A 22286-nucleotide genomic window follows, 5' to 3' on the forward strand; every position below is an offset into this window, starting at 1 on the left:
AGTGGGAGGGGCAAGTGCGTTACTCTTCGAGCAAGTAGATGGATCCCGCCAGACGAGGAAGAAACAGCGTCAGCCGAGTTACTTCACGAGCGATTCAGCCATCCGCTTGGGGAACCCCTTCAGGAGTTCCACGATTCCCATCGGCTCTTCGTCCTCTCGGATGTACGACCGGGTTCGCTGGCTGATAATCTCGACGCTGATAATCAGTACCAAGATCACGATGATCGTCGCCATCATGTTTGTGTAGGCGAACAGCCGCTGTTGGGTGTTCAATACGTACCCGATCCCGCCAGCGCCGATGATACCCAGTCCGACGGCGATGCGGATGTTGATCTCGAAGATGTACAGCGTCCACGCGATAAACGGCGTGTACACCTGCGAAAGCATCCCGAAGATGATTACCTGAATACGGCCGGCACCTGTCGTGCGGATCGCCTCGATCGGGCCGTCTTCGACCTCCTCGAGTTCGTCGGTGAACAATCGGCCCAGATTTCCGACCGTGTCCGTCGCGACCGCAATCGTCGCCGTGAACGCCGATACCCCGCCGAGCGGGATGTAGATCAGCGCCCAGACGAGCGCCGGAATCGCGCGGATCGACGACATAACGCCGCGGAAAAGGAAGTTAAACGGGAACGGCGTGACTCGGCCCGACCCGAGCACCGCGAACAGTAGCGCTAACGGGAAGCCCAGAATAGTCCCGCCGAATCCGATCGCGAGCGTGATTCCCGCTTCACCAAAGAGGTTCTCCTCGAGGATGTAATCGACGTACTGCATGAAGTCGAGAAACGGTAGGAAGCCGAAGTAGGTCGTCCGCGGGAAGTACTGGCCGAGCGCTTCGAAGAAATTCGGCGCGTACTGAATGAGTTCGCCGATCGAAAGCTCGACCATCGTCAACGCGTGGTTAAATGTAACGAGCAACACAACCAACCCAATACCGCCGAGAATTCGACGGCGTCGCCGTGCGCGCTGAATCGACTGGTACTGTTCTTCGACAGCTGCCGAAACCGTTTCCGCGGACGGGTCAGTATCCGTACTCATACACCGACGACCCCAGTTGTTCCCGAATCACTATCGTTATCCTCCTCTTGCTGCCGTCCGAGGCCGGTCAGTTGGTCGATATTGACATCTTCGTAGATTTCTTCGATGACGTCGAGGTCGAACTCGTCTGCGTAGCCGTCGAAGACGACCTGTCCCTGTTTCAGTCCGATGAAGCGCTGTCCGAACTCCTCGGCGAGGGTGACCTGGTGGAGACTCACGGCCGTCGTCAGCCCGTGCTCTTCGGTCGCCGTCAGCAGGTACTCCATCACCTGCTGGGCGCTGCCGGGGTCGAGGCTGGCAACGGGTTCGTCAGCCAGCAGCGTCTCCGGTTCCTGTACGAGTGCTCGAGCGATACCAACTCGTTGCTGTTGGCCGCCGCTCATCCGCCGGGCACTTTGCTGGGCTTCCTCGAGTAGTCCGACGGTCTCGAGGGCTTCGAGTGCGCGATACTTGTCCGCTTTGTCGTTTCGTTTGAAGAGGCTCTTGAGAAGAGCAGTGCGCTTGAGCGACCCGGTAAGCGCGTTCGCATAGGCGCTCATCTGCCCGATGATATTGTGCTGCTGGAAGACCATTGCGGTGTCGGGGTGCGGTTCGTGGATTTCAGTCCCATCGATGATGACCTCACCGGATGACGGTGCTGTCAATCCGTTCATACATCGCAAGAGTGTAGATTTCCCGGAGCCAGACGTTCCCAGTACGACGACGAATTCGCCGTCGGGGATCGTAAACGACACGTCCTCTAGGGCCTGTGTGTCTCCGAATCGTTTGCTGAGATTCTGTACTTCAATAGTACTCATTTGTTCAACGTGGACATTGTATTCGATTGTGTAAAATGATGTTATTCGACGCGCCCTTCAACGTGGTCGTTATTCGCCAGCGAGGTCGCTAAACTCGAGACCGAGTGCGTCCATCGCGTCCTGAATCGGCTGGTAATCGTCGATTGTCGCCTCCTCGACGCCGGTAAACCAGAGGGGTTCCTCGGCGTCTTCGTCGACGAGATCCGCTTCTTCTGCGGACAACAGGGCTTCCTCGATATCGTCGACGACGGGATCGTCCCAGTTCGAACGCGCGACGATCGGTGCACGAGGGATCGGGTCGGAAACCGAAAGCAACTGCAACTCTTCGTCACCACTTCCGAGATTGTCGACTTCGGCGGAGTTTTCCATGAACTCGTCGGGCATCTGCTCTTCGTCGAGGTACTGCGAGGAAACGAACGCTCCCGTTCCGGCCGCGACGACATCCTCACGGTTCAGGAGTTCGTTCATCGCAGTATTGTGGTCGGAGTAGCTAACCTCGAAGTCGACTGGGTCACCGTCGGGTGCGTCGCCGACATCTAGACCGCCGTCGCTGAGCATCAGTAGTGGGAAGAGGCCGCCGCTGACCGAAAGCTGAGAGGCGAGAGCCACCTCGTGATCCTGTTCGATGTCACTGATCTCGTCGATCGGACTGTCCGGCGTCGTGACCACGGTCGAGAAATAGACCGCGGCACCGTACTGAATACGCATACCGAGGATATCCATCGCGTCTGGAGCAGCCACGACCCCGGTCGGGGAGATGTCAGCTAAATGTGCCTGGTCGTTCTGAATCGCGGTGACCGTAGCGGTGTAGCTACTCGCCTCGGATGCATTGATGACGACATCGGTTTCCGACTCGAGGTAGTCGAAAAACTGTGCGTACTGGTCGAGCATGTCGACGTCCCCCTCGGCGGGGTTGAGCACCATATCGATCTCGTTTTCGTCGTCCTCGTCACTGCCGACGAGATCGCCGAGACAACCTGCAAGCCCAACGGTCGCCGCAGCACCTGTACCTGTCAAAAACGCACGTCGATTACTACCCATTCGCCCACGTTCAGACATAGTTCCTACTGATGTCCAACATATTTAGTGTTTTCTATGTCACGAATAGTGGACTATAGAGAGATAACGACGAATACCTTAATATATCCGAGAACGGGTGGTTAAAAACCATCCAACCGACGTTGGGTGCTCGAGTTACCGTCAGCGCCGGCGAGGTCCGCCGCCGTCTCGAGCGCTTCTTTGAACGTCTCTTCCTGGCTGCGGTCGTACAGCGTCGCCGCCGGATGCACCGAGAGGACGACGCGTCGAGGCGAGCCGTTGACTCGAATCTCCTCGACGGACCCCGCCTCAGAGGTTATCCCGACGGAGCGACCGAGCAAGTGTTCGCTGGGAACCTTCCCGAGCGTGACGAGCACGTCCGGATCCAGGCGCTCGATTTCGGCCTCGAGGTAGCCGCGACAGTTCTCGAGTTCCGTCTTCGTCGGGTCGCGGTTCTCGGGCGGCCGACAGCGTACGCAGTTGGTGATCCGAACGTCCTCGCGCTCGAGGCCGACGACGAGCAGGGTGTCGTCGAGCACCGACCCGCTCCGACCGACGAACGGCTCGCCCTGTTCGTCTTCGTTCGCGCCCGGTCCCTCGCCGACGAACAGGATGTCGGCGTCTTCGGGACCAGTTCCGTTGACGATCTGGCTCCGCGAGTCGACCAGTTTCGGGCACCGCTCACAGGCCGTTACCTCGAGTCCTTCTAGCTCTTCGTCCATGGTCGTCGCTTGCACGCCCCGGTACTACGTGTTTCGGGTCGCACGTATCGGCCGGTCGCGAGCGGCCGCCACCTCATGCGTCACTGAACCGATAGTCACGGCCCGCACGCGCGGCCGCTCTTGCCACCCGAATCGGTTCCGGCCGGCCGCCTTCGGGGGTGAACTCGCGAACGACCGTCTCGGCCCGCGAGCGTTCGATTCCCGCGGTGCGAACGTACACCGTTTCGCCGTTGATCGACACCGGTCGTCGCGGCGGGAGCGACCGGTAGCGCTCGAGGCGTTGCTCGAGTTGGTCCCCGGAGAAAGCGTCGCTGAGGCCGTCTTCGAGGCCGGCGCTCGCTTCGAACGTCACGGCGATAACGGATTGGTCGGTTGTTCGTGCGATACGTGAGAGGTCGACGATGTTGTACCACGCGGGGGCGACGGCACCGAGTAGCAGAACCTCGACGTCCGGCCGGTCGATGTCGTCGACGAGCGACACGATGGCGTCGGTTGCGTCCATCCCCCCGACAGTACACGTCGAAAACGCGAGCCCGTCGACGACGCGGTCGGCCCGAACGACTGCGCCGGCGAGCGTGCTCTGCTCACCCGCCGCTGATTCTGCGATACCCAGCGCCCGCGCCCCGGCTTTCATTAGGCGTCGTCGTCTTCGTCTTTGATCTCCGCGAGCCGATCGAGCAGTTCGTCGCTCGAGGCCCCGTTTTCGAACTCGAGCGTGCCGTCGTGGTGGCTCTGTTCGGACTCTACCGCATCGTCATCGTCAAAATCCGCGTCAACCTCTTGCTGTTCGGATTCGTCGTAGCTTCCGAATCCCATACAGTGTCTCATACGACCCGGGGCATCAAAAGTTTCGTGGGTCAGACGCCTATCAGTTTTCGTGAATATCGACGCCAGTATTATACCGACGGCTCCCAAGAAATCGCCTATGGAGGTCCATCACGTCACCGAGGATGCCGAGACGTTCACCTGCAACGCCTTTCTCGTTCGTGGCGACCGAACGACACTTGTCGACGCGGGCGCGTGGGAGGGCGTCGTCGACGAGGTGCGATCCCACCTCGAGGGCGAATCCCTCGACGACATCGTTCTGACGCACCAGCACGGTGACCACGTCGCGGAACTCGAGGCCGTTTGCGACGCCTTCGACCCCGACGTATACGCGTACGCGGCCCATTCGCTTCGAACGCACGAGATCGACGACGGCGACGCGGTTCGGATCGGCGACGAATCCTTCGAGGTCGTCTACACGCCCGGCCACGCCGACGATCACGTCTCTCTGGTCTCGGAGACGACGCTGTTTTCGGGCGACGTGGTCGTCCACGACGACGGCGCGTTCGACTACGGGAGCTTCGGCCGGACCGACATGGCCGGCCAGTCCCGCGAGCGGCTCATCGAGAGCCTCGAGGAACTGCTCTCGCGTCTGTCTAACTCTGTCAAACACATGTACGCGGGCCACGGCGGCGTCTTCCACGGCGACGTCACGGACGTGGTCGAGACGGCGCTCGAGCGAGCCGAAAAACGCGAGCCGAAGTACCCAGACGAGTGAGCGGGTGATCTCGAGGATCGTCGATCCCTGCGACCGAACCAGTCGCTCGAGAATCGTCGAGTCGAAATCGAGTGAGAAAACCGCCGATTATGCCGCGCGCGCTTCCTTGGCTTTCGGGCGGAGCTTCTTGTAGCCGCACTTGCGACAGCGGTTCGCCCCTTTCGAGTTGCGAGCGTTACAGCGCATGCAGATCATCTTCTCGAGCATTCGTTTTTCCGCAGCGTCGAAACTGGCCATGCAGGTGGGTTGGCCGGTGGCGCATATAATGGCTGCGGTCCGTACTGACGGTCGTTTTCAGGGGGTCCGACGGGAACCAGTGCGTCGCCCTCACTCGTCGGCCAGGTAGTCGTCCTGCACGGCGACGATATCGCTCGAGTCCGTACACGCGGCGTACCGATCGAGCGGTTCCTCGTTGAGCGTCAGGAAGGTCTCGCCCCAGCGGAACGGCTCGAGGAGGTCCGCGGCCGCCTCGGCTTCTCCGAAGATGCGCAGCGCCCCGGCGAGCGCTTCGACGGTCGTCAGTTGGAAGGGGCGGCCGTAGTTGATAGGGTTGGCGGCGACGAGAAAGGGCAGCGCGCGGTGGACGCCGTTCATCGAGAACGACGCCTCCTCGGCGGACTCCCACGAGCAATCCAGAGCGACGAGCGTTCCGAGGCCGTCCTCGGCGTCCGCGGGCGAGAGCGCCTGCTCCGCGTGGGGATTGAGGACGACCCCGTAGGGTACCTGTCGCATCGACCGATGGAGGATCGCCCGGTCGAACTTCTCGAGGCGACGGGCGGTGCACTTGTCGGGGTCGTCGTCGCCTTCGTAGTAGACGTGACACTCCACACCCGGTGTAGGCGGGGCCGGGAGAAAAATCGTGTGACTCGAGCAAACCCGCCGACTCACACCGTCGACGAATCGGAAGGCGACTTGTGGATCGTCTCCCCGCGATTCAGCCGGGCAGCGATCGTGAACGTCTGTTCGGCCTCCCGGCGAGTCGGAAAGTGTGCCGCCAGATACCGTGCCGTCGCGATCAGGGGGACCCATCGGCGGTCCGCGTCTTCACCTCGCTCTCGAGCCAGTTCGAACTGCTCGAATGCGGCCTCGAGGTTCTGGAGCGTGTGGAACCCGGCGTCTTCGCGCAGGAGGCCGTGGCCCAGCGTTCGCTTCAGTTCGTCCGCGTCGCCGTCGCAGGCGACGAACTCGGCCACGAGACGACCGGCCCGGTCGACCTCGCCCTCGGCGTCGAACGTCTCGAGGAGGTCCTCGAGAATTGCGTCGGGGTCGCGTCCAGTCTCATTTTCCTCGGGGTCGGGGATCGGGGCTGGCGGCGTGTTGAGGAATCGATCGAGGTAGACGTTGATCGCGACGTCGAAGACGGCCCGGTAGAGTTCGATCGCATCGGTCCGGCGGGTCGACTGGTGGACCGCGTTGGCGTAGGTGAACGTGTGGTGGACGGTGTTCCAGTCGGAGAACTCGTTCGCCGTCCCGAACTGCGCGACGCGGGTCGCGGCCGCGTGAACGACTTCGGCGGCGAGCGCTTCGGTCGTCGCCCCCGCGCGGACGGCGTCGGCCAGGGCGTCTACGATCGCCTCCGGATCGTCCCCGAGCAGCGTCGGCTGAAAGTCCTCGGGCGGCGACCACGACGAACCCGTTCCGCCTCCCGCGCTCGCCAGTGTCTCGAGCCCGCTCGTCTCGGTCACGTCGCCGCCGTAGACCTCCTCGAGCAGCGCCACGAGATCGACCGGCTGTCGCCACGACGACCGCTCGTCGCTTCGGGAGGCCGTCGCGAGCGGTTCGACCAGACTCGCGAGCGTCGTCGGGGCGTGCTCCCAGCCGACGTGCTCGAGCGTTTCGAAGGCCTTGTTCGCGAAATCGAGCACGTGCCCGGTCGAGAGATAGGGATGGTCCGTGGCGGCCGCGAAAACCAGTTCCGCGACCGCCGCCTCGTCGTACCCGGCGGCGACCGCCGTGCGCAGACACCGCTCCGCGCCGTCTGCGTCCCGCACTTCGATACACTCGCGGAACCAGGATTTCAGCCGCTCGAGGGAGACATCCGTCGTCGAGAACGCGGGCTGGGAAACGGTCGGCGGTTCGCCGTCGCAGTCGATCGCGACGTGGCGAACACCGGTATAGAGCGCCCGCTTTCGGTCTTCGGACGCTACGTCATCCATCACGTTCGCCATGCAACCGAGGATGGTCAGGCCGGAACTCCAGCCAGCCTCGCGATACTGGGTTCCGAACTCGAGAGTTCGTTCGACCGGCGAGCGGTAGTCCACGCCCGCGTCGAGCAGTCCGATCGTCGATTTGGCGAGGACGAGTCGCAGGTTCTCCGCGAGGCCCGCCTCGAGGCGGTCGGCCCAGTGTTCGTCGGGTGGCTTCTCTCGCTCCGGCGTCGGATCGACGTAGACCGTGCCGTCTCGGACCTCGACGGGATACGTCTGTACGTCGTCGGCCCACGGATCGAACGTATCGCCACACGAGAGTTCGAATCGCGCGTGGTGCCAGTGGCAGGTGAGGATGCCGTCGTCGACGGTGCCTTCGGCGAGCGGAAATCCCATGTGGGGACAGCGGTTGTCGACCGCGCGTATCTCCCCTTCGTGGGCGAAGACCGCGAGCGCTTTCCCGCCGCGGGAGATCAGGGTTCGGCCCTCCGCCTCGAGTTCCTCGAGCGACGCGACTTCGAACAGGTCGTCGGAGCTGGTAGCCATGCAACGGTCTACCACGGCATCGGTGAAAACCGTTCCCTGCACCGCGTTCGTGGCTTCGAACCGCTCGAGAACGAGCGACGTCCGAGACGCCGGTGCTTTTCACCCGCGGGGTCGAATCTCGACGCACCCATGGACGGAGACGCCCTCGTGAGACGCTACTACGACGCGCTCGACGACCACGAGTACGAGACGCTCGAGGGGCTACTGGACCCCGGTTTCGTCCAGCAACGACCGGACCGAACCTTCGAGAGCCGCGAGGCGTTCGTCCAGTTCATGCGCGAGAAACGGCCGAACCCCGACACCAGCCATGACCTCGTGGAACTGGTCGTCGACGACGACCGCGGTCGAATCGCCGCTCGAGGGCGGGTGCTCGAGGGCGAACAGGAATTATTCGAGTTCGCGGATTTCTTTGAGTTAGTGGGCGACTCGATCGTTCGGTTGGAAACGTACAGCCGATAAACGAAGAAAAGGACAGTTTCCCGTCCACCTCCAGCAGGGCGATTAGGGAGGATATCTCGAGGGACATGTGTAGACGAGGACATGATGGTTTTTAGAATGGTTTAAGATCTATTGATTCTTGATACATATCATGACGGAACAATCGGCCGGCTATGTCGGGACGCAAGACGACGTAATTCTCGGTAGGGTCGGTGCGTTCGTACTTGATTATATCCTCTCGCTCATTCTTGGAATGATTCTGGGATTTGGATTAGCGATCGCCCTCGATTCGGTCGCGGGTGTGTATCTCGGCATGCCTATCGGACTGCTCGGATACTATATTCTTCTCGAAGGGGCGACCGGGCAGACGCTTGGAAAACGTCTCGCCGGTGTTATCGTCGTCAGTCGCGATGGAAGTTCGATTACCTTTCGCCAGGCGCTCGTTCGTAATCTCCTTCGAATCGTCGATGGGATTTTGAGCTACGCGGTTGGGCTCGTCGTCATGCTCGTTAGCGACGACCGACAACGCGTCGGGGACCACGCTGCTAATACTCTCGTCGTTCGTTCGAAGCGGTAACGACTACCATTAGCGCATACCGCACGTGGTTTGAGAGGAAACTAGCAGGTTGGTACGGAAACATCCGAACCGGCCCATCGAAGAATACCGATTCACTCAGACACGTGTCAGGGCTGCTCGATAGTGGTATCCGTTATTGCTTCGTCTGATGTCGGACAGTTCCCAGCCCGTGCCGATCGTTGCGTCTCGCAATCGGGCTGGGCTAAACAAACGGAACAAGAGCGTCTTACCGACGGCGCCTTCGTACTCGCAGTGGAAGAGACGGTAGGCAAGCCCTCGCGTGGGGTCGTCTCGATAGCCAAATAACTCACCAGCGTCCTCGTGCTCGGGGTCGTGGAAGTCGATAACTGCAGTAGCGTTTGGTTTCGTGATAACGGCGAGGTCGCCGAGAAAACGCCTGAGTCCTTGCATCGATCCGGCGAGTTCGACCTGCGTCCCTTTGGCGTGGACCGACGCGAACTGGTTTCGCTCGAAAGAATCCGGGAGGGAGAACATATCCGCTTGCACCGCGTTCTCGACACCCCGGTCTCGCATCGTTTTGACGAGGAGATTGCTGATTTCGATCGCGACCGTCTCATACTGTTCTTGCCAGTAGAGCGCCTCAGATCCGACGCCTGCCCCCATATCGAGAAGTGGCCCGTCGAGCCAGGAATCGACCCACTGTTGCTTGTCACTCTCGCCTGTCACGGCTCCAAAGTAGAATTCTTCGATAGGGTGAACACGAGTTGCGGAGCCATTTCTATCTACGAGCGGTTCATTCCGTTCCCCCAGGTAGTGATCTCGGATCGCTCGTCCAAATAGGTCAGCAGTCACCATACGTGCTAACATACCTCAATTATAATAAACTCATAATGACAGCGAGTCACAGGCAACCGGCCTCTTTTCGAGCATCGAATAGGCAACGTATAGTAGCTGCTTTCAGGCCGAACAGTTGTTCGGCCCCAACTCGAGTTCGAGTCGATCCTCCGACTCGAGTTCCTCCGATATACCCCGATTGTGGCCGATGATCTCTTCGTAGTTCGAAGGCTTTTCGCCGGCGTCGGCCATCCGGTCGACGAACGCGTCTTCCTCGAGGTCGAGGATGTCGATTCCGGTTCGGGCGTCTCCAATCGTCGTTTCGATCGGCTCGCCCGGCGAGCCGTGGTCGAACTCGCCGTCTGCGGTGACGGTGACGTGGCCCGGACAGACCACGATCGATTCGGGTTCGGCGAGCACGGTGCGGTGGAGGCTTTCGTAGAGCATTCGGGCTCCCGTCTCGCCCTCGTCCTCGTTGAACTCGAGTTCCGTCCGCCCCGTCGAGTCGACGTGGAGCGTATCCGCGGTCAACAGTGCCCGGTCGTCGATCAGTATCGAGAGCATCTCGCTCGTGTGGCCCGGCGTCTCGAGCGCCTTCAGGCCGAGCGTGCCGACCTCGAGGACTTCGTTTCGCTCGAGCGGCGTGTACTCGACTTCGACGCCGCGGTCGGCGACGCGCTCGCCGAGGTAGTACGGTACCTCGAGTCGATCCGCGAGTTCGGGTCCGCCGGAGACGTGATCGGCGTGGACGTGCGTATCGATGACGCCGACGATCGAGAGCCCCGCTTCCTCGGCGGCGACCGCGAACTCGTCGGTGTCCGCGGTCGGATCGACGACGACGGCGTCTCCCGTTTCGGGACAGCCGACGAGATACGAGAGACACCCCTTGGCTCGTCGCTGCACCTGCACGAGTTCGACGGAGTCGCCGGCGGAAACCCGCGCCCGGTCGTAGACGCGACTCCAGCCTTTCATCCCGCCCTCGATGGCGGCGACCTCGTACTCGTCGGTAGCGGACTCGAGTTGGGTCGCGAGGTTGCCCGACGAGATTCCCTTCGCGCAGACGGTGAGAACGCGTTCGGTCCCGTCGACGACGCCTTCGAGTTCCTCGAGACGGCCGTCGAGGTCCTCCTCCGGGCCGAACGGGAAGTTGATCGCGCCGGCGACGTGCCACGACTCGAAGCTCTCCTCGGGACGCGTATCCAGGAGTACGTACTCCTCGTCGCCGTCCTGTAGCTCCGCGAGTCGGTCGGCCGAGAGCGTAGTGACCATGTACCGTTCTAGGGGCTCACGGCCCTAAAGGCCGCCCGGCGAGTGCAGCCTCTCAGTGCGCACGAGAAAAGCAGCGTCCGGCCTCGAACGAGAAAAACGAAAGCGCGTGTGACCGTCGGAAGCCGCGATTACTCGAGGTCGAAGCGGTCGGCCGCCATCACGCCGTGCCACGCGTCGACGAAGTCGGAGACGAGTTTTGCCTCGCCGTCTTCGGCGCCGTAGACCTCGGCGATGGCGCGGAGGCGGGAGTTCGAGCCGAAGATGAGGTCGACGCGCGTGCCCGTCCACGCGACCTCGCCGGTCTCGCGGTCGCGCAGTTCGAAGACCTCGCAGTCCTCGGAGACCGGCTCCCACTCGTAGTCCATCGAGAGGACGGTCTCGAAGAAGTCGTTGGTCAGGGTTCCCGGCTCGTCGGTGAAGACGCCGTGGTCGGAGTAGGTGGCGCCGAGGGCGCGCATGCCGCCGACCAGCGCGGTCATCTCGTCGGGCGTCAGGTCGAGCAGGTCCGCCTTGTCGACCAGTTCATCTTCGGCCGAGTTTCGGGCTTCGTCGCTCAGGTAGTTACGGAAGCCATCCGCGTCCGGCTTCAGGGCCTCGAAGGACTCCACGTCCGTCTGGGCCTCCGTGGCGTCGGTGCGGCCGGGCTCGAACGGCACCTCGACGTCGTAGCCGGCGTCGCTCGCCGCCTGCTCGACGGCCGCGTTCCCGCCGAGGACGATCAGGTCAGCCAGCGAGACGCGCACGTCGTCCGACCGCGAGTCGTTGAACTCGGTCTGGATCTCCTCGAGCGTCGAGAGGACCGTCTCGAGTTCGTCCGGTTCGTTGACCTCCCAGCTACGCTGCGGTTCGAGGCGAATACGCGCGCCGTTGGCGCCGCCGCGCTTGTCGCTGTCGCGGTAGGTCGAGGCCGCCGCCCACGCGGTCTTGACGAGTTGCGTGCGGGTGAGATCTGCGGCGAGGACGCGCTCTTTGAGGTCGTCGATCTCGGCGTCGCCGATCAGGTCGTAGTCGGCGTCCGGAAGCGGATCCTGCCAGATGAGTTCCTCGTCCGGGACCTCGGGACCGAGGAATCGCTCGGAGGGGCCCATGTCACGGTGGATCAGCTTGTACCACGCCTTCGCGAAGGTCCGCTGGAACGCGGCCGGGTCCTCCTGGAAGTGCTCTAAGACCTCGCGGAAGTCGGGATCGCGCTTCAGCGCGATGTCCGTCGTGAGCATCATCACGTCCTCTTTCGCCGACGGCTCTTCGACGCCGGGGGCGGATTCGTCGAGTTCGCCGTTCTGCGTGGTCCACTGCCAGGCGCCGCCCGGTCCCTTCTCGGGCCACCACGTGTAATCGAGCAGCGAGTCCACATAGCCCATGTCCCACTGGGTCGGCGTGGTGTTCCACGGCCCCTCGATACCGCCGGTGATCGTGTCGGCTCCCTTTCCGGAACCGTACTCGTTCTTCCAGCCCAGACCCTGTTCCTCGATCGGCGCCGCTTCGGGCTCGAGACCGACGTGTTCGTCGGCCTCGGCGGCGCCGTGAACTTTCCCGAACGTGTGCCCGCCGGCGATGAGCGCGACCGTCTCCTCGTCGCTCATCGCCATGTGGCTGAACGTCTGGCGGATGTTCTTCGCGGACGCGTCGGGGTCGGGTTCGCCGTTCGGCCCCTCGGGGTTCACGTAGATGAGGCCCATCACGGTGTTACCGAGCGGGTCCCGAAGGGCACCGTCCTCGTCGAAGCGCTCGGGAGAGGCGCCCTCCATCTCGTCTTCCGGACCCCAGTCGACGGCATCGTCGGGTGCGTAATCGTCCTCGCGACCGCCGGCGAAGCCGTACGTCTCGAAGCCCATCGACTCGAGTGCGACGTTGCCCGCCAGAACGATCAGGTCCGCCCACGAGAGCTTCTGGCCGTACTTCTGCTTGACGGGCCAGAGGAGACGACGGGCCTTGTCGAGGTTCGCGTTGTCCGGCCAACTGTTGAGGGGAGCCAGACGCTGCCGCCCGCCGGAGGCGCCGCCGCGACCGTCGCTCGTCCGGTAGGTACCGGCGCTGTGCCAAGCCATTCGGATAAACAGCGGCCCGTAGTGGCCGTAGTCGGCGGGCCACCACTCCTGCGAGTCCGTCATCAGCTCCTCGAGGTCCGCCTTGACGGCCTCGTAGTCGAGTTTCTCGAACGCCTCGGCGTAGTCGAACGCCTCGCCCATCGGGTCCGTCTGCTGTGCGTTCTGATCGAGGATGTCCAGATTCAGCGCATCTGGCCACCAGTCTCGGTCTGATTCTTGCATCATCGGGTGATTGTTACTTTGCCCTATTAAGATTGTCTAATTCGGTAACGAACTCTTCTGTTCGACCCAATTGATCTTTTCGATTTGTGAAATCATGTCAGTATCAGGTTCATAGAAGAGATCCTGTATAATCGCGAGAGCGATGGGATAGTGGGATCTGAGTGGACACTGACGCCTTCCTCAGCCGGAGTGGAGGCGAGACAATACTGGGCGCCTACTGCGGTCCGTACAGCGAATTCGGTTGACGAATCGATAGTTTTTGTTTTCGATCTCCCATACCGAATTCGGACACCGCTGCTCGAATCGGCTCAAGGAAGCAAATTCCCACCTCAGTCGTGCGGAGAGCGACGGCGATTCGAAGCTGACGAGTACGGCGACCAAACGTCCGATAACCGCTTCGAACCGCATGGTTATTCGGGCCGGAACGGGTCCGAATACCGAACCAGTAAAGGCGAGCGCACTCGTCGTCGAGCACATGACGACGACGCTCGGAACGGCGAGCGCGGAGCCCGGCGAGATCGACACGGGTCGTCTCGAGGTCGGCGAAACCCGAGACGGGAGCCCGTTCGGACTACCGGTCGCCGTGGTAAACGGCGCGGGAACCGGGAAAACGCTGTACATGCAGGCCGCAAGCGACGGCGACGAGTTGAACGGTGTCGGTGTCCTCACGCGGGTCGTTCCGCGGCTCGATCCCGCCGAAATTTCGGGAACGATCCTCATCGTCGGAATCGTCAACTACCACGCGTTTCAGGTCGCCGAACATCGAAACCCGATCGACGATACGAAGATGAACCGCGCCTATCCCGGCTCCGAGAACGGAACCTCGAGCGAGCGGATCGCCCACGCGACGTTCGACGTGGCCAAGCGGGCGGACGTTATTCTGGACCTCCATCAGGGATCGACCAGTCGGATGATCGATGAGGTCCGAGTTCGCTGTGGCAAGCGCCACCGGATGCACGAGGAGTGTCTCGAGCTCGCGAAGGCCTTCGGCTGTGGCTACGTGCTCGACCAGAAAGGACCCGACGGACAGCTCGCTCGAGCCGCCCCCGACGAGGGAATTCCGACCGTCGACCCGGAACTCGGAGGCTGTGTCGGCTGGGACGAAACCAGCGTCCAGAAGGGAACCGAGGGCGTCTTCAACGTCCTTCGGTACTACGACTTCCTCTCCGAAAGCCACGACCTGAACCGGCAGATTCGCGCGAGCAGCTTCGAACAGTACGGCTCGCCCGTCGGCGGAGTGGTCACGATCGAGAAGGAACTCGGCCAGCAGGTTCGGGCCGGCGAGACGCTGTTCGAAGTCACGACCGTCTTCGGCGAGACCAAAGCCGAGATCACCGCCGACAGCGACGGCGTGCTCTGGCGAGCGCGTCGGCTTCCGCAGGTCGCGACCGGGGAATACGTCTGCTCGGTCGGAACCGACGTCGACTCCTACTGACCATGACTGCCGATCTACTCTGTCCCGACTGCGAGACCGTTTACGAAGCGGGTCCAGACGAACCTTGGCGCTGTGACTGCGGGCACGCTCTCGAGATCCGCGAGGAACCCGCGCTGGCGGATGCGATCGATTCCCCGCCGACGGTAGACGCGAGTGCCGGACTCTGGAGCTTTGCTGACTTGCTACCGGTCGAAAAACGCGTGACCCTGCAGGAGGGATTGACGCCGCTGGTCGACGCCGATCGATGGAACGCCTCGTTCAAACTCGAGTACGTCTCTCCCACTGGATCGTTCAAGGACCGCGGCGCAACGACAACGCTCTCGAGGGCCGTCGAACTCGGCGTCGAAACGGTGATCGAGGACTCCTCTGGAAACGCGGGTGCGGCGATCGCCACCTACGCCGCTCGCGCCGGGCTCGAGGCGGAGATCTACGTTCCCGCGGACGTCAAACCCGCCAAACTGCGGGCCATCGAACGCGCCGGCGCTCGCGCCATCGAGGTAACGGGGAGCAGACAGGACGTGACGGAGGCGTGTCTCGAGGCCGTCGCGGTGGGGGACGGATGGTACGCGAGCCACTCGTGGAATCCGGCGTTTTACGCGGGAACGATGACGTTCGCGTTCGAGATCGCAGCACAGCGAGACTGGGAGGTGCCGGACGCAGTCGTGCTCCCGGTCGGACACGGAACACTCTTTCTCGGCGCGTATCGAGGCTTTTCCCGGCTTGTGGACGCGGGGATCACCGACGAAATACCGCGCCTGCTCGGCGTGCAGGCCAGCGGCTGTGCACCCGTCGTTCAACGACTCGAGGGTGACACGAGCGGCGCCGAGACGGACGACGCTACGGAGAGCGGAGACGCCACCGAGACGGCCGCGACCCTCGCCGACGGCATCCGGATCGCCGAACCCGCCCGCGAGGACGAACTCCTCGAGGCGATCGAAGCGAGTGACGGGGACGCGATCGCGGTCGGCGACGAGACGATCGAAACGACGCTCGAGTCGCTTCAGGCCAGCGGCTTCAACGTGGAACCGACGAGCGCGGTCGCGCCCGCGGGGCTCTCCCGCTATCGCGAGCGGGGGATCGTCGAACCCGACGACGACGTGGTCGTCCCGCTGACCGGCAGCGGTCTGAAGTATTCGTAAGTGAGACTACAGACGGCACGCGGCTGGAATCCGGCACGTTCGGGCCCGAACCTGTTAAACCGCAAACAATCACTCTCGAGTCCGATAAACTCATACAAACAGGACAGTAATACCGGGTTATGAATCGTCGAAGTCTGCTCGCCGGAACGGCCGCCCTCGGGGTAACGAGCGTCGCCGGCTGTCTGGGGACGTTCGGAATGGACGAACACGAAGCGTCGCCCGCGAGCGTCGACGAGAGCGCCCGCCAGGAAACCGACTACGAACAGACCGGTGTTACGGAAGACACTATCGAACAATCGGTCGGCCTCGCGATATTCTCGCAGGACGTCTCGGTGACGAACTACATCACCGAACACGAAAAGCCAGTCACGGTCGGACCGCTCACGATGGACGGCGGCGGCGGGTTTCTCGTCGTGACGACGCCGCAGGCGAGCGTGCTCGGCCAGGAGCTCAATCCCGTCAGCGACATGTCGCCAAAGGAGCTTATCGAGCGCATCGAGGGCAACTACGCGGGGATGAAAAACGTCACCCATCAGGAAGACGAGAATGTCACGATTCTCGAGCAGGAGACGACCCAGTCCCGGTTCACCGCCGAGTCGAGTTACAACGGTACGAGCGTCGAGGTATCGATACACATCAGCGAGGCCGTCGAAACCGACGAGGATCACCTCGTGACCGTCGGCATCTATCCGAACGAACGTCGCGACGAGGAAGAGCCAAATATCATCTCGCTCATGGAGTCGGTTTCCGAGGCGTCGCCGGAAGACGGCGAGAGTCAGAACGAATCGGAGGAAAACAGCGGTGACGACGAAAGCGACGGAAGCAGCGGAGACGGCGAGACCGACGGAAACAGTAGCGACGACGGCGGCATTCTGTGAGTCGCGGCTGAGAACGGCGGAAACCGCGTTTCGGTCGAACCCGACACCCCTTTACTCGAGCCCTGAATACGGATCGGTATGTTCCTAGCCTTGCGCGAATCGGTCGAAGACGCCCTCGAGGGGGCGCTTTCGGCCCGCGGGTTCCCGACCGGGGATCTCGGCATCGAAGAGCCGCCCGAAGACGTCGACAGCGTGCTCGCCTCGAGCGTCGCCTTTCGACTGGCCGGCGAAGCGGGGGCACCGCCGCCGCAGGTCGCCCAGCAACTGGCAGAGGAGATCGACACCGACGAACTGCCCTACGTCGACCGCGTCGAAACGCAGGGACCGTATCTGAACTTCCTCCCGAACGAGGCCTACGTCGAGGCGACCGTTGAACGGGCGGCCGAACCGACCTACGGCCACCTCAAGGACCGCAAGGAATCCGTCGTCATCGAGCACACGAGCGCGAACCCGACGGGGCCGGTCCACGTCGGCCGCGCCCGAAACCCGATCATCGGCGACGCGGTCTCGAACCTCCTCGCGACGGCGGGCTACGACGTCGACCGCCACTACTACGTCAACGACGCGGGTCGACAGATGGCCGTCTTCACGTGGGCCTACGAAACCTTCGACGAGGACGACCTCGAGACCGAACCCGAACGCGACCGCATCGAGTACGATCTGGTGCGATACTACCGCAAGGGCAATGCCTACCTCGAGAGCGCGCCCGAAGCCGAGGTCGAAGCCGCCGAGGCCGAAATCGAGTCGATCATGCAGGGACTCGAAGCGGGCGATGAGGCGGCCTACGAGCGCGTCACCGAGGTCGTCGATCAGGTGCTCTCGGGGATGAAAGCGTGTCTCGCCCGACTGCCCGCCGAATTCGACGAGTTCGTCAAGGAGACGCGGTTCATGAAAGACGGCTCGACCGACGACGTCGTCGCCCGGCTCAAGGAACTCGACGGCGCGGTCTACGAGGAGGATGCCTGGCAACTCGAGCTCGACGAGCAGGGCATCGACAAGAATCTCGTCTTCCTGCGCTCGGACGGAACCTCGCTGTACCCGACGCGGGATCTGGCCCACCACGAGTGGAAACTCGAGAACTACGACCGGGCCGTGACCGTGCTGGGCGAGGACCACAAACTGCAGGCCAGCCAGATCCGGACGACCCTCGAGTTGCTCGGGACCGACACGGACGACCTTCGCCAGGTGCTTTACTCCTACGTCAACCTTCCCGAGGGGAAGATGTCAACCCGGCGCGGGACCGGCGTCGACCTCGACGATCTGCTCGACGAGGCCATCTCGCGCGCACGCGACGAAGTCGAGTCCCGTCTCGACGATCGCATCCGCGACGACGACTTAGACGACGACGACATCGAGCGCATCGCTCATCAGGTCGGTATCGGCGCGGTTCGCTACGATATCGTCTCGAAGCAGCCGACCAAGGCGATCACCTTCGAGTGGGAACAGGCCCTCGACTTCGAAGCCCAGTCGGCACCCTACGTCCAGTACGTCCACGCGCGCTGCTGTGGCATCCTGGCGGAAAGTACCGACGCGGACGACCTCGACGCCGTCGTCGAGACGCTGGCTACCGATGTCGACGCCGCCGCGCTCGAGACCGACGCAGAACAGCACCTCGTCGAGACGATCGCCCGGTTCCCGGCGGTGATCGACGAAGCGGCCGATGACCTCCAGCCCCATCAGGTCGCGACCTACACCCGCGAGTTTGCCGACGCGTTCAACGCGTTCTATCGGGAGTGTCCGGTGCTGGCCGACGACGTCGATCCCGAGGTCCGAGAGGCACGACTCGCGCTCGTCGCGGCGTCGCGACATACCATCGCAAACGCGCTATCGGTGCTCGGCGTCGCCGCCCCGCGCTCGATGTGAGCGCCGGTCGGACGCCGAACGCTCGAGGCGACAGTAGGTTCGATCCGGCGACTGTTACCGAACGTGACGCGTGCATTCGACGGGCGCTGTAGTGCTACAGTGGACCGTCGACCGGATGTACGTCCGGGTGACCGGGAGCTCTCTCATCGCGGAGCCGATCAGCTCTCGGGGTACAAAAGCTGCCCGTAGAAGTGGCGACGGCGTCTATGCCGTTGCCAAGGTCTTGTGGACGAACTCTTCGGAGGACATGTTGTTGCGGATGTACGCGACCGCCCACGCCACGTCGATGTAGAAGCTCAACACCGTATCGCCGTCCTTGTTGAGCAACGTGAATTCGAGGGTTTCGATCGCCTCGAGGAACGCTTCGGGGTCTTCGATCGCCTCCGCGGCGACGATACCGAGTTCTTCGATGATCTTTTCGAGTTCGTTTTGCTTCGGCGTTTTCTTGAGGGTGGCTTCGATATCGACGTGGTAGCCATCACGTTTGACGTGCTCGACGGTAACGTCCGTGTGCTCGAGGTCGACCTTGTCTTTGTTGAAGCCGGGAACTTCGTCCGGTCCGTCGTCCTCATCCGAGTCGTCGCTCGAGTCGTCGTCGCTTTCGTTTCCATCGCTGTCGTTGAGGCCGTCGTCTCCGGACCCATCATCGTCGCTCGAGTTGTTGTCGTTCTCTTCACTGGCGTCGTCTGAGCAACCTGCGAGCACGGTTGCGAACACGGCACCACTGCCGAGGAGGATTTTTCTTCGCTCCATATGCCTCCACTCCAGACCACCCCTGATTAGTAATCAGATCATTCTTTCTGGAATGGATTGATATCCGAGATTCTCTCGCGTGATACCGCGTTAGCGAGGAGTTAGCCACCGATAACGGTCTGACTACGGCTATCCGCGCTCGCACAACCGTTTCAGGTACTGGTTACTGGCATCGTTCGGTAGCCGGTCGCGGATTCGCCTTTCACGCCCGTCCGGAAACCACACCCATCTCGTCGTCAACGGAGTGCTACCGCAGAATTCACCGTCGTTCGACAACACAGCACGCATCCAAGGCGGTATGCTGGTGGCTTGAAAGCCCGAAACGACATCCGAAAATCAGCTGCAAGCACACCGAGCCAGGTACGGAGTCGGCGATCAGGAGTCGGTTTCGGTGTCGCTAACGCGCTCGGGGCCCCCCTCAGTGGAAGTCGACCGATCGGGATCGGGACCAGCACCGGTAATTGCGGGTTCACTGCGCAGGTCAGCAGACCCATCCGCCGTTCCGATCTCCGAAACGATGTCCGAAAAATCGGCTGCGAGCTGTTTGTACGCGACCGCAGCGGGCCGCTGGCTGTCGTAGACCACGAGCGGGGTTCCCGCATAGAGACTTTCACGAACCGCGGGATCGTCCGGGATCGATCCGACCAGCGGAATCCCGAGGCGCGAGGCGATATCCTCGGGCGAAACGTTGCTTTCCGAGCGGGTCCGAGTGATGATCAATCCGCCGGCGTTCCCCCTGGCGTGGTCGGTCAACTCGAGGGTCTTTTTCGTGTCGTGAACGGAGGCGGGTTCCGGCGTGGAGACGACCAGGACGGCATCGGCGAGTCCGAGCGGGAGAACGGTTTCGTGACTGACGCCAGCACCGACGTCGAGAAAGACGTAGGAGAATTTCTCTCGCAGTTCGTCGACGACATCGCGAAGACCCTCGGGCGAGGTTTCGGCGTACTCCTCGAGTCCGGTTCCGCTGGGGACGGCCACGATATTATCCGTCAGCGGATACGTCGCGTCCGAAACCGAGGCGTTTCCCGACAGGACGTCGTGTAACGTGGTCGACTCCGTGCTCAAACTCACGAACCCGGCGAGGTTCGCCATTCCGAGGTCGGTGTCGACGATCGCAACGCGTTCGCCCGTCTGTGCCAGTGCAGTTCCGAGGTTGACCGTCGTCGTCGTCTTCCCGACACCGCCCTTTCCGCTCCCGATGGCAAATACCGTCTTGTCGGACATATTGATTATACCGCCACAGTGTAGCGGGAACACCTTAAATCGTGACATAGATCCGCCGAAACCGGCGCGGAATATACCGAGCCGCGGCATCTGGGCGCAACTCAGGAGCGGTCGATCCGATAGCAGGCGGTGAACACGATCACGTCGCCATCTTCGAGCCCGATCGGACCGGCTGTCGGCGTCGGACCGGCCTCGAGTGCCTCGAGGAACCACGTCAACGCCGACTCCCCGAGCTGGTCGACGTGCCGAACGGTCGCGTCCGCGGGAACTGACTCGACGCGACGAAGCGCCGGTGATCGGTCGACGGTTTCACTGGTTGCCATGTGTGTTGGTACCAAATAACATGGTCGACCATAAACGTTTGCCTCAACGAGCGCCGGATCAGGTACCGATAGCAGAGTTCGTTGGCTCGAGGACTCTCGAGAAGGGCGATGTCGAGACAGGAAAAGGATCCACAGCGAACGGAATTCGGCCGGTTCGTACTCGCGTTACTGCTCTTGAGCCGGCGCGAGTTTATCGATATCGACGGACTGTTCTAAGAGGATTTCGGCCTGATCTGCGACCTTGCGCTGTTCGCGCATGAGCTGTTTGAACGTACTCTGCGGGGAGAGATCGCCGATTAGGACGCCGCCAACGATCTTGCCGTCTTTGAACGCGACGCGGCGCCACTCGGTATCGCTGTAGCGCCGTTCTGCGTGCTCGTCGCCGAGGGTCGGATGACCAAAGGAGAGAAACGGGAAGTCAAAGTGCGTGATCGAGTACGACGAGACCCACTGGAACTCCTCTTCCTGTTCGTCTGCGGCCATATTGGTCGCGGCGACGCGGCCCTGTTCTTTCGCCGATCCCCAGGAGCCGTTCTGGGCCTGGTCGCCTAACAGCACGTCGTAAAATCGCGTGATGTCCCCCGCGGCGTAGACGTCCTCGAGGTTCGTCTCCATGTACTCGTCGACGACGATGCCGTTGTCCATCTCGAGGCCGGTCTCGTAGAGGAACTCGGTGTTGAACGTCAGGCCGATCGCAACGCCGGCGAAGTCACACTCGTAGCGCTCGCCGCTGGGATCGACAGCGGCGGTCACTTGCCCGTCGTCGTCCGTTTCGAAGTGGTCGACACCACTGTCGAACACCGGTTCGACGCCGACGTCGCGCATCCCGTTGTGCATGATCTCTGCACCGTCGGCAGAGAGCGCGTAGCGCCACCAGCGGTCGCCGCGCATCAGATACTTGCCGGAAACACCCTGTGCGCCACAGACTGCCGCGAAGTCGATGCCGAGCAGTCCCGCGCCGACGACGACCGCATCGTCTGCGCTCTCTGCGCTCTCTTTGATCGCGCGTGCATCCTGAAACGTCCAGAAGTGGTGGACGCCCTCTGCGTCGCTGTTTTGAACCGGAAGCTGTGTCGGCGTCCCGCCTGTCGCGATCAGGAGTTTGTCGTAGGAGATGTTCTCGTCCTCGTGGATGTGGACGATCTTCTCGTCGGGATCGATAGTCGTGACGTGGGTGTTCAACGAGAGGTCGATGTCCCGTTCGTCGTACCAGTCCTCGTCGTGGATCGAGATGGGAGCCTCCGGCAGTTTGCCTTTCGCGTGTTCTTTGATCAAAATACGATTATACAACGGCTCTCCCTCATCGGTGATGACGGTAATGTCGGAGTCCGGGTCTTCCTCTCGGAGGGTCTCAGCGGCCGAACTGCCCGAGATTCCGTCACCGATGATCACGTACTCGGTCATATTCGGATCGTTCGTAACGAGGGTTAAAGTGGATTGCTATCTCGGCGATGTTTCCGTGTCCGATCATTCACTTTTTCGCGATCCAAA

The 22286-nt window shown here is 62.2% G+C and carries 23 protein-coding genes; 7 read left to right on the forward strand and 16 right to left on the reverse strand.

Features of this window, described 5'->3' with window-relative positions; translation table 11 throughout:
- Positions 1 to 78: 78 nt before the first annotated feature.
- From phnE to HALLA_RS11285, 6 genes are all read right to left on the reverse strand, one after another.
- Positions 79 to 1038, reverse strand: a complete 960-nt coding sequence (gene phnE / locus HALLA_RS11260; RefSeq protein WP_049953446.1) for a phosphonate ABC transporter, permease protein PhnE — start codon at positions 1036 to 1038, stop codon at positions 79 to 81.
- On the reverse strand, positions 1035 to 1835 hold the full coding sequence (gene phnC / locus HALLA_RS11265; RefSeq protein WP_049953447.1) for a phosphonate ABC transporter ATP-binding protein: 801 nt from the start codon (positions 1833 to 1835) through the stop codon (positions 1035 to 1037). Before phnC ends, phnE begins: the two co-directional genes overlap by 4 nt.
- 69 nt (positions 1836 to 1904) lie before the next feature.
- A complete protein-coding gene (locus HALLA_RS11270; RefSeq protein WP_242406164.1) occupies positions 1905 to 2876 on the reverse strand; it encodes a PhnD/SsuA/transferrin family substrate-binding protein in 972 nt (323 codons plus the stop codon).
- 119 nt (positions 2877 to 2995) lie between these two features.
- The gene (locus HALLA_RS11275) at positions 2996 to 3595 is read right to left on the reverse strand and encodes a uracil-DNA glycosylase (protein WP_049953449.1); all 600 of its coding nucleotides are present in this window, start codon (positions 3593 to 3595) and stop codon (positions 2996 to 2998) included.
- Positions 3596 to 3668: 73 nt separating this feature from the next.
- Positions 3669 to 4229, reverse strand: a complete 561-nt coding sequence (locus HALLA_RS11280; RefSeq protein WP_049953450.1) for an endonuclease dU — start codon at positions 4227 to 4229, stop codon at positions 3669 to 3671.
- Positions 4229 to 4411 carry a DUF5786 family protein gene (locus HALLA_RS11285; RefSeq protein WP_049953451.1) on the reverse strand — a complete coding sequence of 61 codons (183 nt, stop codon included), beginning with the start codon at positions 4409 to 4411 and terminating at the stop codon, positions 4229 to 4231. The genes HALLA_RS11280 and HALLA_RS11285 overlap by 1 nt, the downstream gene beginning before the upstream one ends.
- Positions 4412 to 4520: 109 nt before the next feature.
- Here HALLA_RS11285 and HALLA_RS11290 point away from each other — a divergent pair, with 109 nt between their 5' ends.
- A complete protein-coding gene (locus HALLA_RS11290; RefSeq protein ID WP_049953452.1) occupies positions 4521 to 5138 on the forward strand; it encodes an MBL fold metallo-hydrolase in 618 nt (205 codons plus the stop codon).
- Between the two features lie 87 nt (positions 5139 to 5225).
- Here HALLA_RS11290 and HALLA_RS11295 read toward each other — a convergent pair whose 3' ends face one another.
- The 3 genes from HALLA_RS11295 to HALLA_RS11305 form a co-directional block, all read right to left on the reverse strand.
- Positions 5226 to 5375, reverse strand: a complete 150-nt coding sequence (locus HALLA_RS11295; RefSeq protein WP_049953453.1) for a 50S ribosomal protein L40e — start codon at positions 5373 to 5375, stop codon at positions 5226 to 5228.
- Positions 5376 to 5465: 90 nt separating this feature from the next.
- Positions 5466 to 5966 carry a DUF367 family protein gene (locus HALLA_RS11300; RefSeq protein WP_049953454.1) on the reverse strand — a complete coding sequence of 167 codons (501 nt, stop codon included), beginning with the start codon at positions 5964 to 5966 and terminating at the stop codon, positions 5466 to 5468.
- 56 nt (positions 5967 to 6022) lie between these two features.
- Positions 6023 to 7831, reverse strand: coding sequence for a Rieske (2Fe-2S) protein (locus HALLA_RS11305; protein WP_049953455.1), 1809 nt, complete (start codon positions 7829 to 7831; stop codon positions 6023 to 6025).
- 129 nt (positions 7832 to 7960) lie between these two features.
- Between HALLA_RS11305 and HALLA_RS11310 the strand changes: the two genes are divergently transcribed.
- Both HALLA_RS11310 and HALLA_RS11315 read left to right on the forward strand, forming a co-directional pair.
- Complete coding sequence (locus HALLA_RS11310; RefSeq protein WP_049954095.1) at positions 7961 to 8290, forward strand: nuclear transport factor 2 family protein; 330 nt, start codon at positions 7961 to 7963, stop codon at positions 8288 to 8290.
- Positions 8291 to 8420: 130 nt separating this feature from the next.
- Positions 8421 to 8846: an RDD family protein gene (locus HALLA_RS11315; RefSeq protein ID WP_049953456.1), complete on the forward strand. Its 426-nt coding sequence runs from the start codon at positions 8421 to 8423 to the stop codon at positions 8844 to 8846.
- Positions 8847 to 8942: 96 nt separating this feature from the next.
- On the opposite strand, the gene HALLA_RS11320 is transcribed toward HALLA_RS11315, so the two are convergent.
- From HALLA_RS11320 to katG, 3 genes are all read right to left on the reverse strand, one after another.
- Complete coding sequence (locus HALLA_RS11320) at positions 8943 to 9659, reverse strand: methyltransferase domain-containing protein (RefSeq protein WP_049954096.1); 717 nt, start codon at positions 9657 to 9659, stop codon at positions 8943 to 8945.
- A gap of 105 nt (positions 9660 to 9764) precedes the next feature.
- Complete coding sequence (locus HALLA_RS11325; RefSeq protein WP_049953457.1) at positions 9765 to 10910, reverse strand: MBL fold metallo-hydrolase; 1146 nt, start codon at positions 10908 to 10910, stop codon at positions 9765 to 9767.
- A 128-nt stretch (positions 10911 to 11038) separates the two neighbouring features.
- The gene (gene katG, locus HALLA_RS11330; protein WP_049953458.1) at positions 11039 to 13180 is read right to left on the reverse strand and encodes a catalase/peroxidase HPI; all 2142 of its coding nucleotides are present in this window, start codon (positions 13178 to 13180) and stop codon (positions 11039 to 11041) included.
- A 475-nt stretch (positions 13181 to 13655) separates the two neighbouring features.
- Between katG and HALLA_RS11335 the strand changes: the two genes are divergently transcribed.
- The 4 genes from HALLA_RS11335 (at position 13656) to argS (ending at position 18495) form a co-directional block, all read left to right on the forward strand.
- Positions 13656 to 14615 (forward strand): succinylglutamate desuccinylase/aspartoacylase family protein, encoded by a 960-nt coding sequence (locus tag HALLA_RS11335; protein WP_049954097.1) that lies wholly within the window; start codon positions 13656 to 13658, stop codon positions 14613 to 14615.
- 2 nt (positions 14616 to 14617) lie between these two features.
- Positions 14618 to 15754, forward strand: a complete 1137-nt coding sequence (locus HALLA_RS11340; protein WP_049953459.1) for a threonine synthase — start codon at positions 14618 to 14620, stop codon at positions 15752 to 15754.
- Between the two features lie 119 nt (positions 15755 to 15873).
- Positions 15874 to 16632, forward strand: coding sequence for a DUF6517 family protein (locus HALLA_RS11345; RefSeq protein ID WP_049953460.1), 759 nt, complete (start codon positions 15874 to 15876; stop codon positions 16630 to 16632).
- Positions 16633 to 16710: 78 nt separating this feature from the next.
- On the forward strand, positions 16711 to 18495 hold the full coding sequence (argS, locus tag HALLA_RS11350; RefSeq protein ID WP_049953461.1) for an arginine--tRNA ligase: 1785 nt from the start codon (positions 16711 to 16713) through the stop codon (positions 18493 to 18495).
- A gap of 204 nt (positions 18496 to 18699) precedes the next feature.
- Here argS and HALLA_RS11355 read toward each other — a convergent pair whose 3' ends face one another.
- From HALLA_RS11355 to HALLA_RS11370, 4 genes are all read right to left on the reverse strand, one after another.
- The gene (locus HALLA_RS11355) at positions 18700 to 19248 is read right to left on the reverse strand and encodes a hypothetical protein (RefSeq protein ID WP_049953462.1); all 549 of its coding nucleotides are present in this window, start codon (positions 19246 to 19248) and stop codon (positions 18700 to 18702) included.
- A gap of 375 nt (positions 19249 to 19623) precedes the next feature.
- Positions 19624 to 20472, reverse strand: coding sequence for a MinD/ParA family ATP-binding protein (locus HALLA_RS11360; protein WP_049953463.1), 849 nt, complete (start codon positions 20470 to 20472; stop codon positions 19624 to 19626).
- A 101-nt stretch (positions 20473 to 20573) separates the two neighbouring features.
- On the reverse strand, positions 20574 to 20795 hold the full coding sequence (locus HALLA_RS11365; RefSeq protein ID WP_049953464.1) for a hypothetical protein: 222 nt from the start codon (positions 20793 to 20795) through the stop codon (positions 20574 to 20576).
- 165 nt (positions 20796 to 20960) lie between these two features.
- A complete protein-coding gene (locus tag HALLA_RS11370) occupies positions 20961 to 22199 on the reverse strand; it encodes an NAD(P)/FAD-dependent oxidoreductase (protein WP_049953465.1) in 1239 nt (412 codons plus the stop codon).
- Positions 22200 to 22286: the final 87 nt, after the last annotated feature.

The organism is Halostagnicola larsenii XH-48, assembly GCF_000517625.1.
Taxonomy (GTDB): Archaea; Halobacteriota; Halobacteria; order Halobacteriales; family Natrialbaceae; genus Halostagnicola; species Halostagnicola larsenii.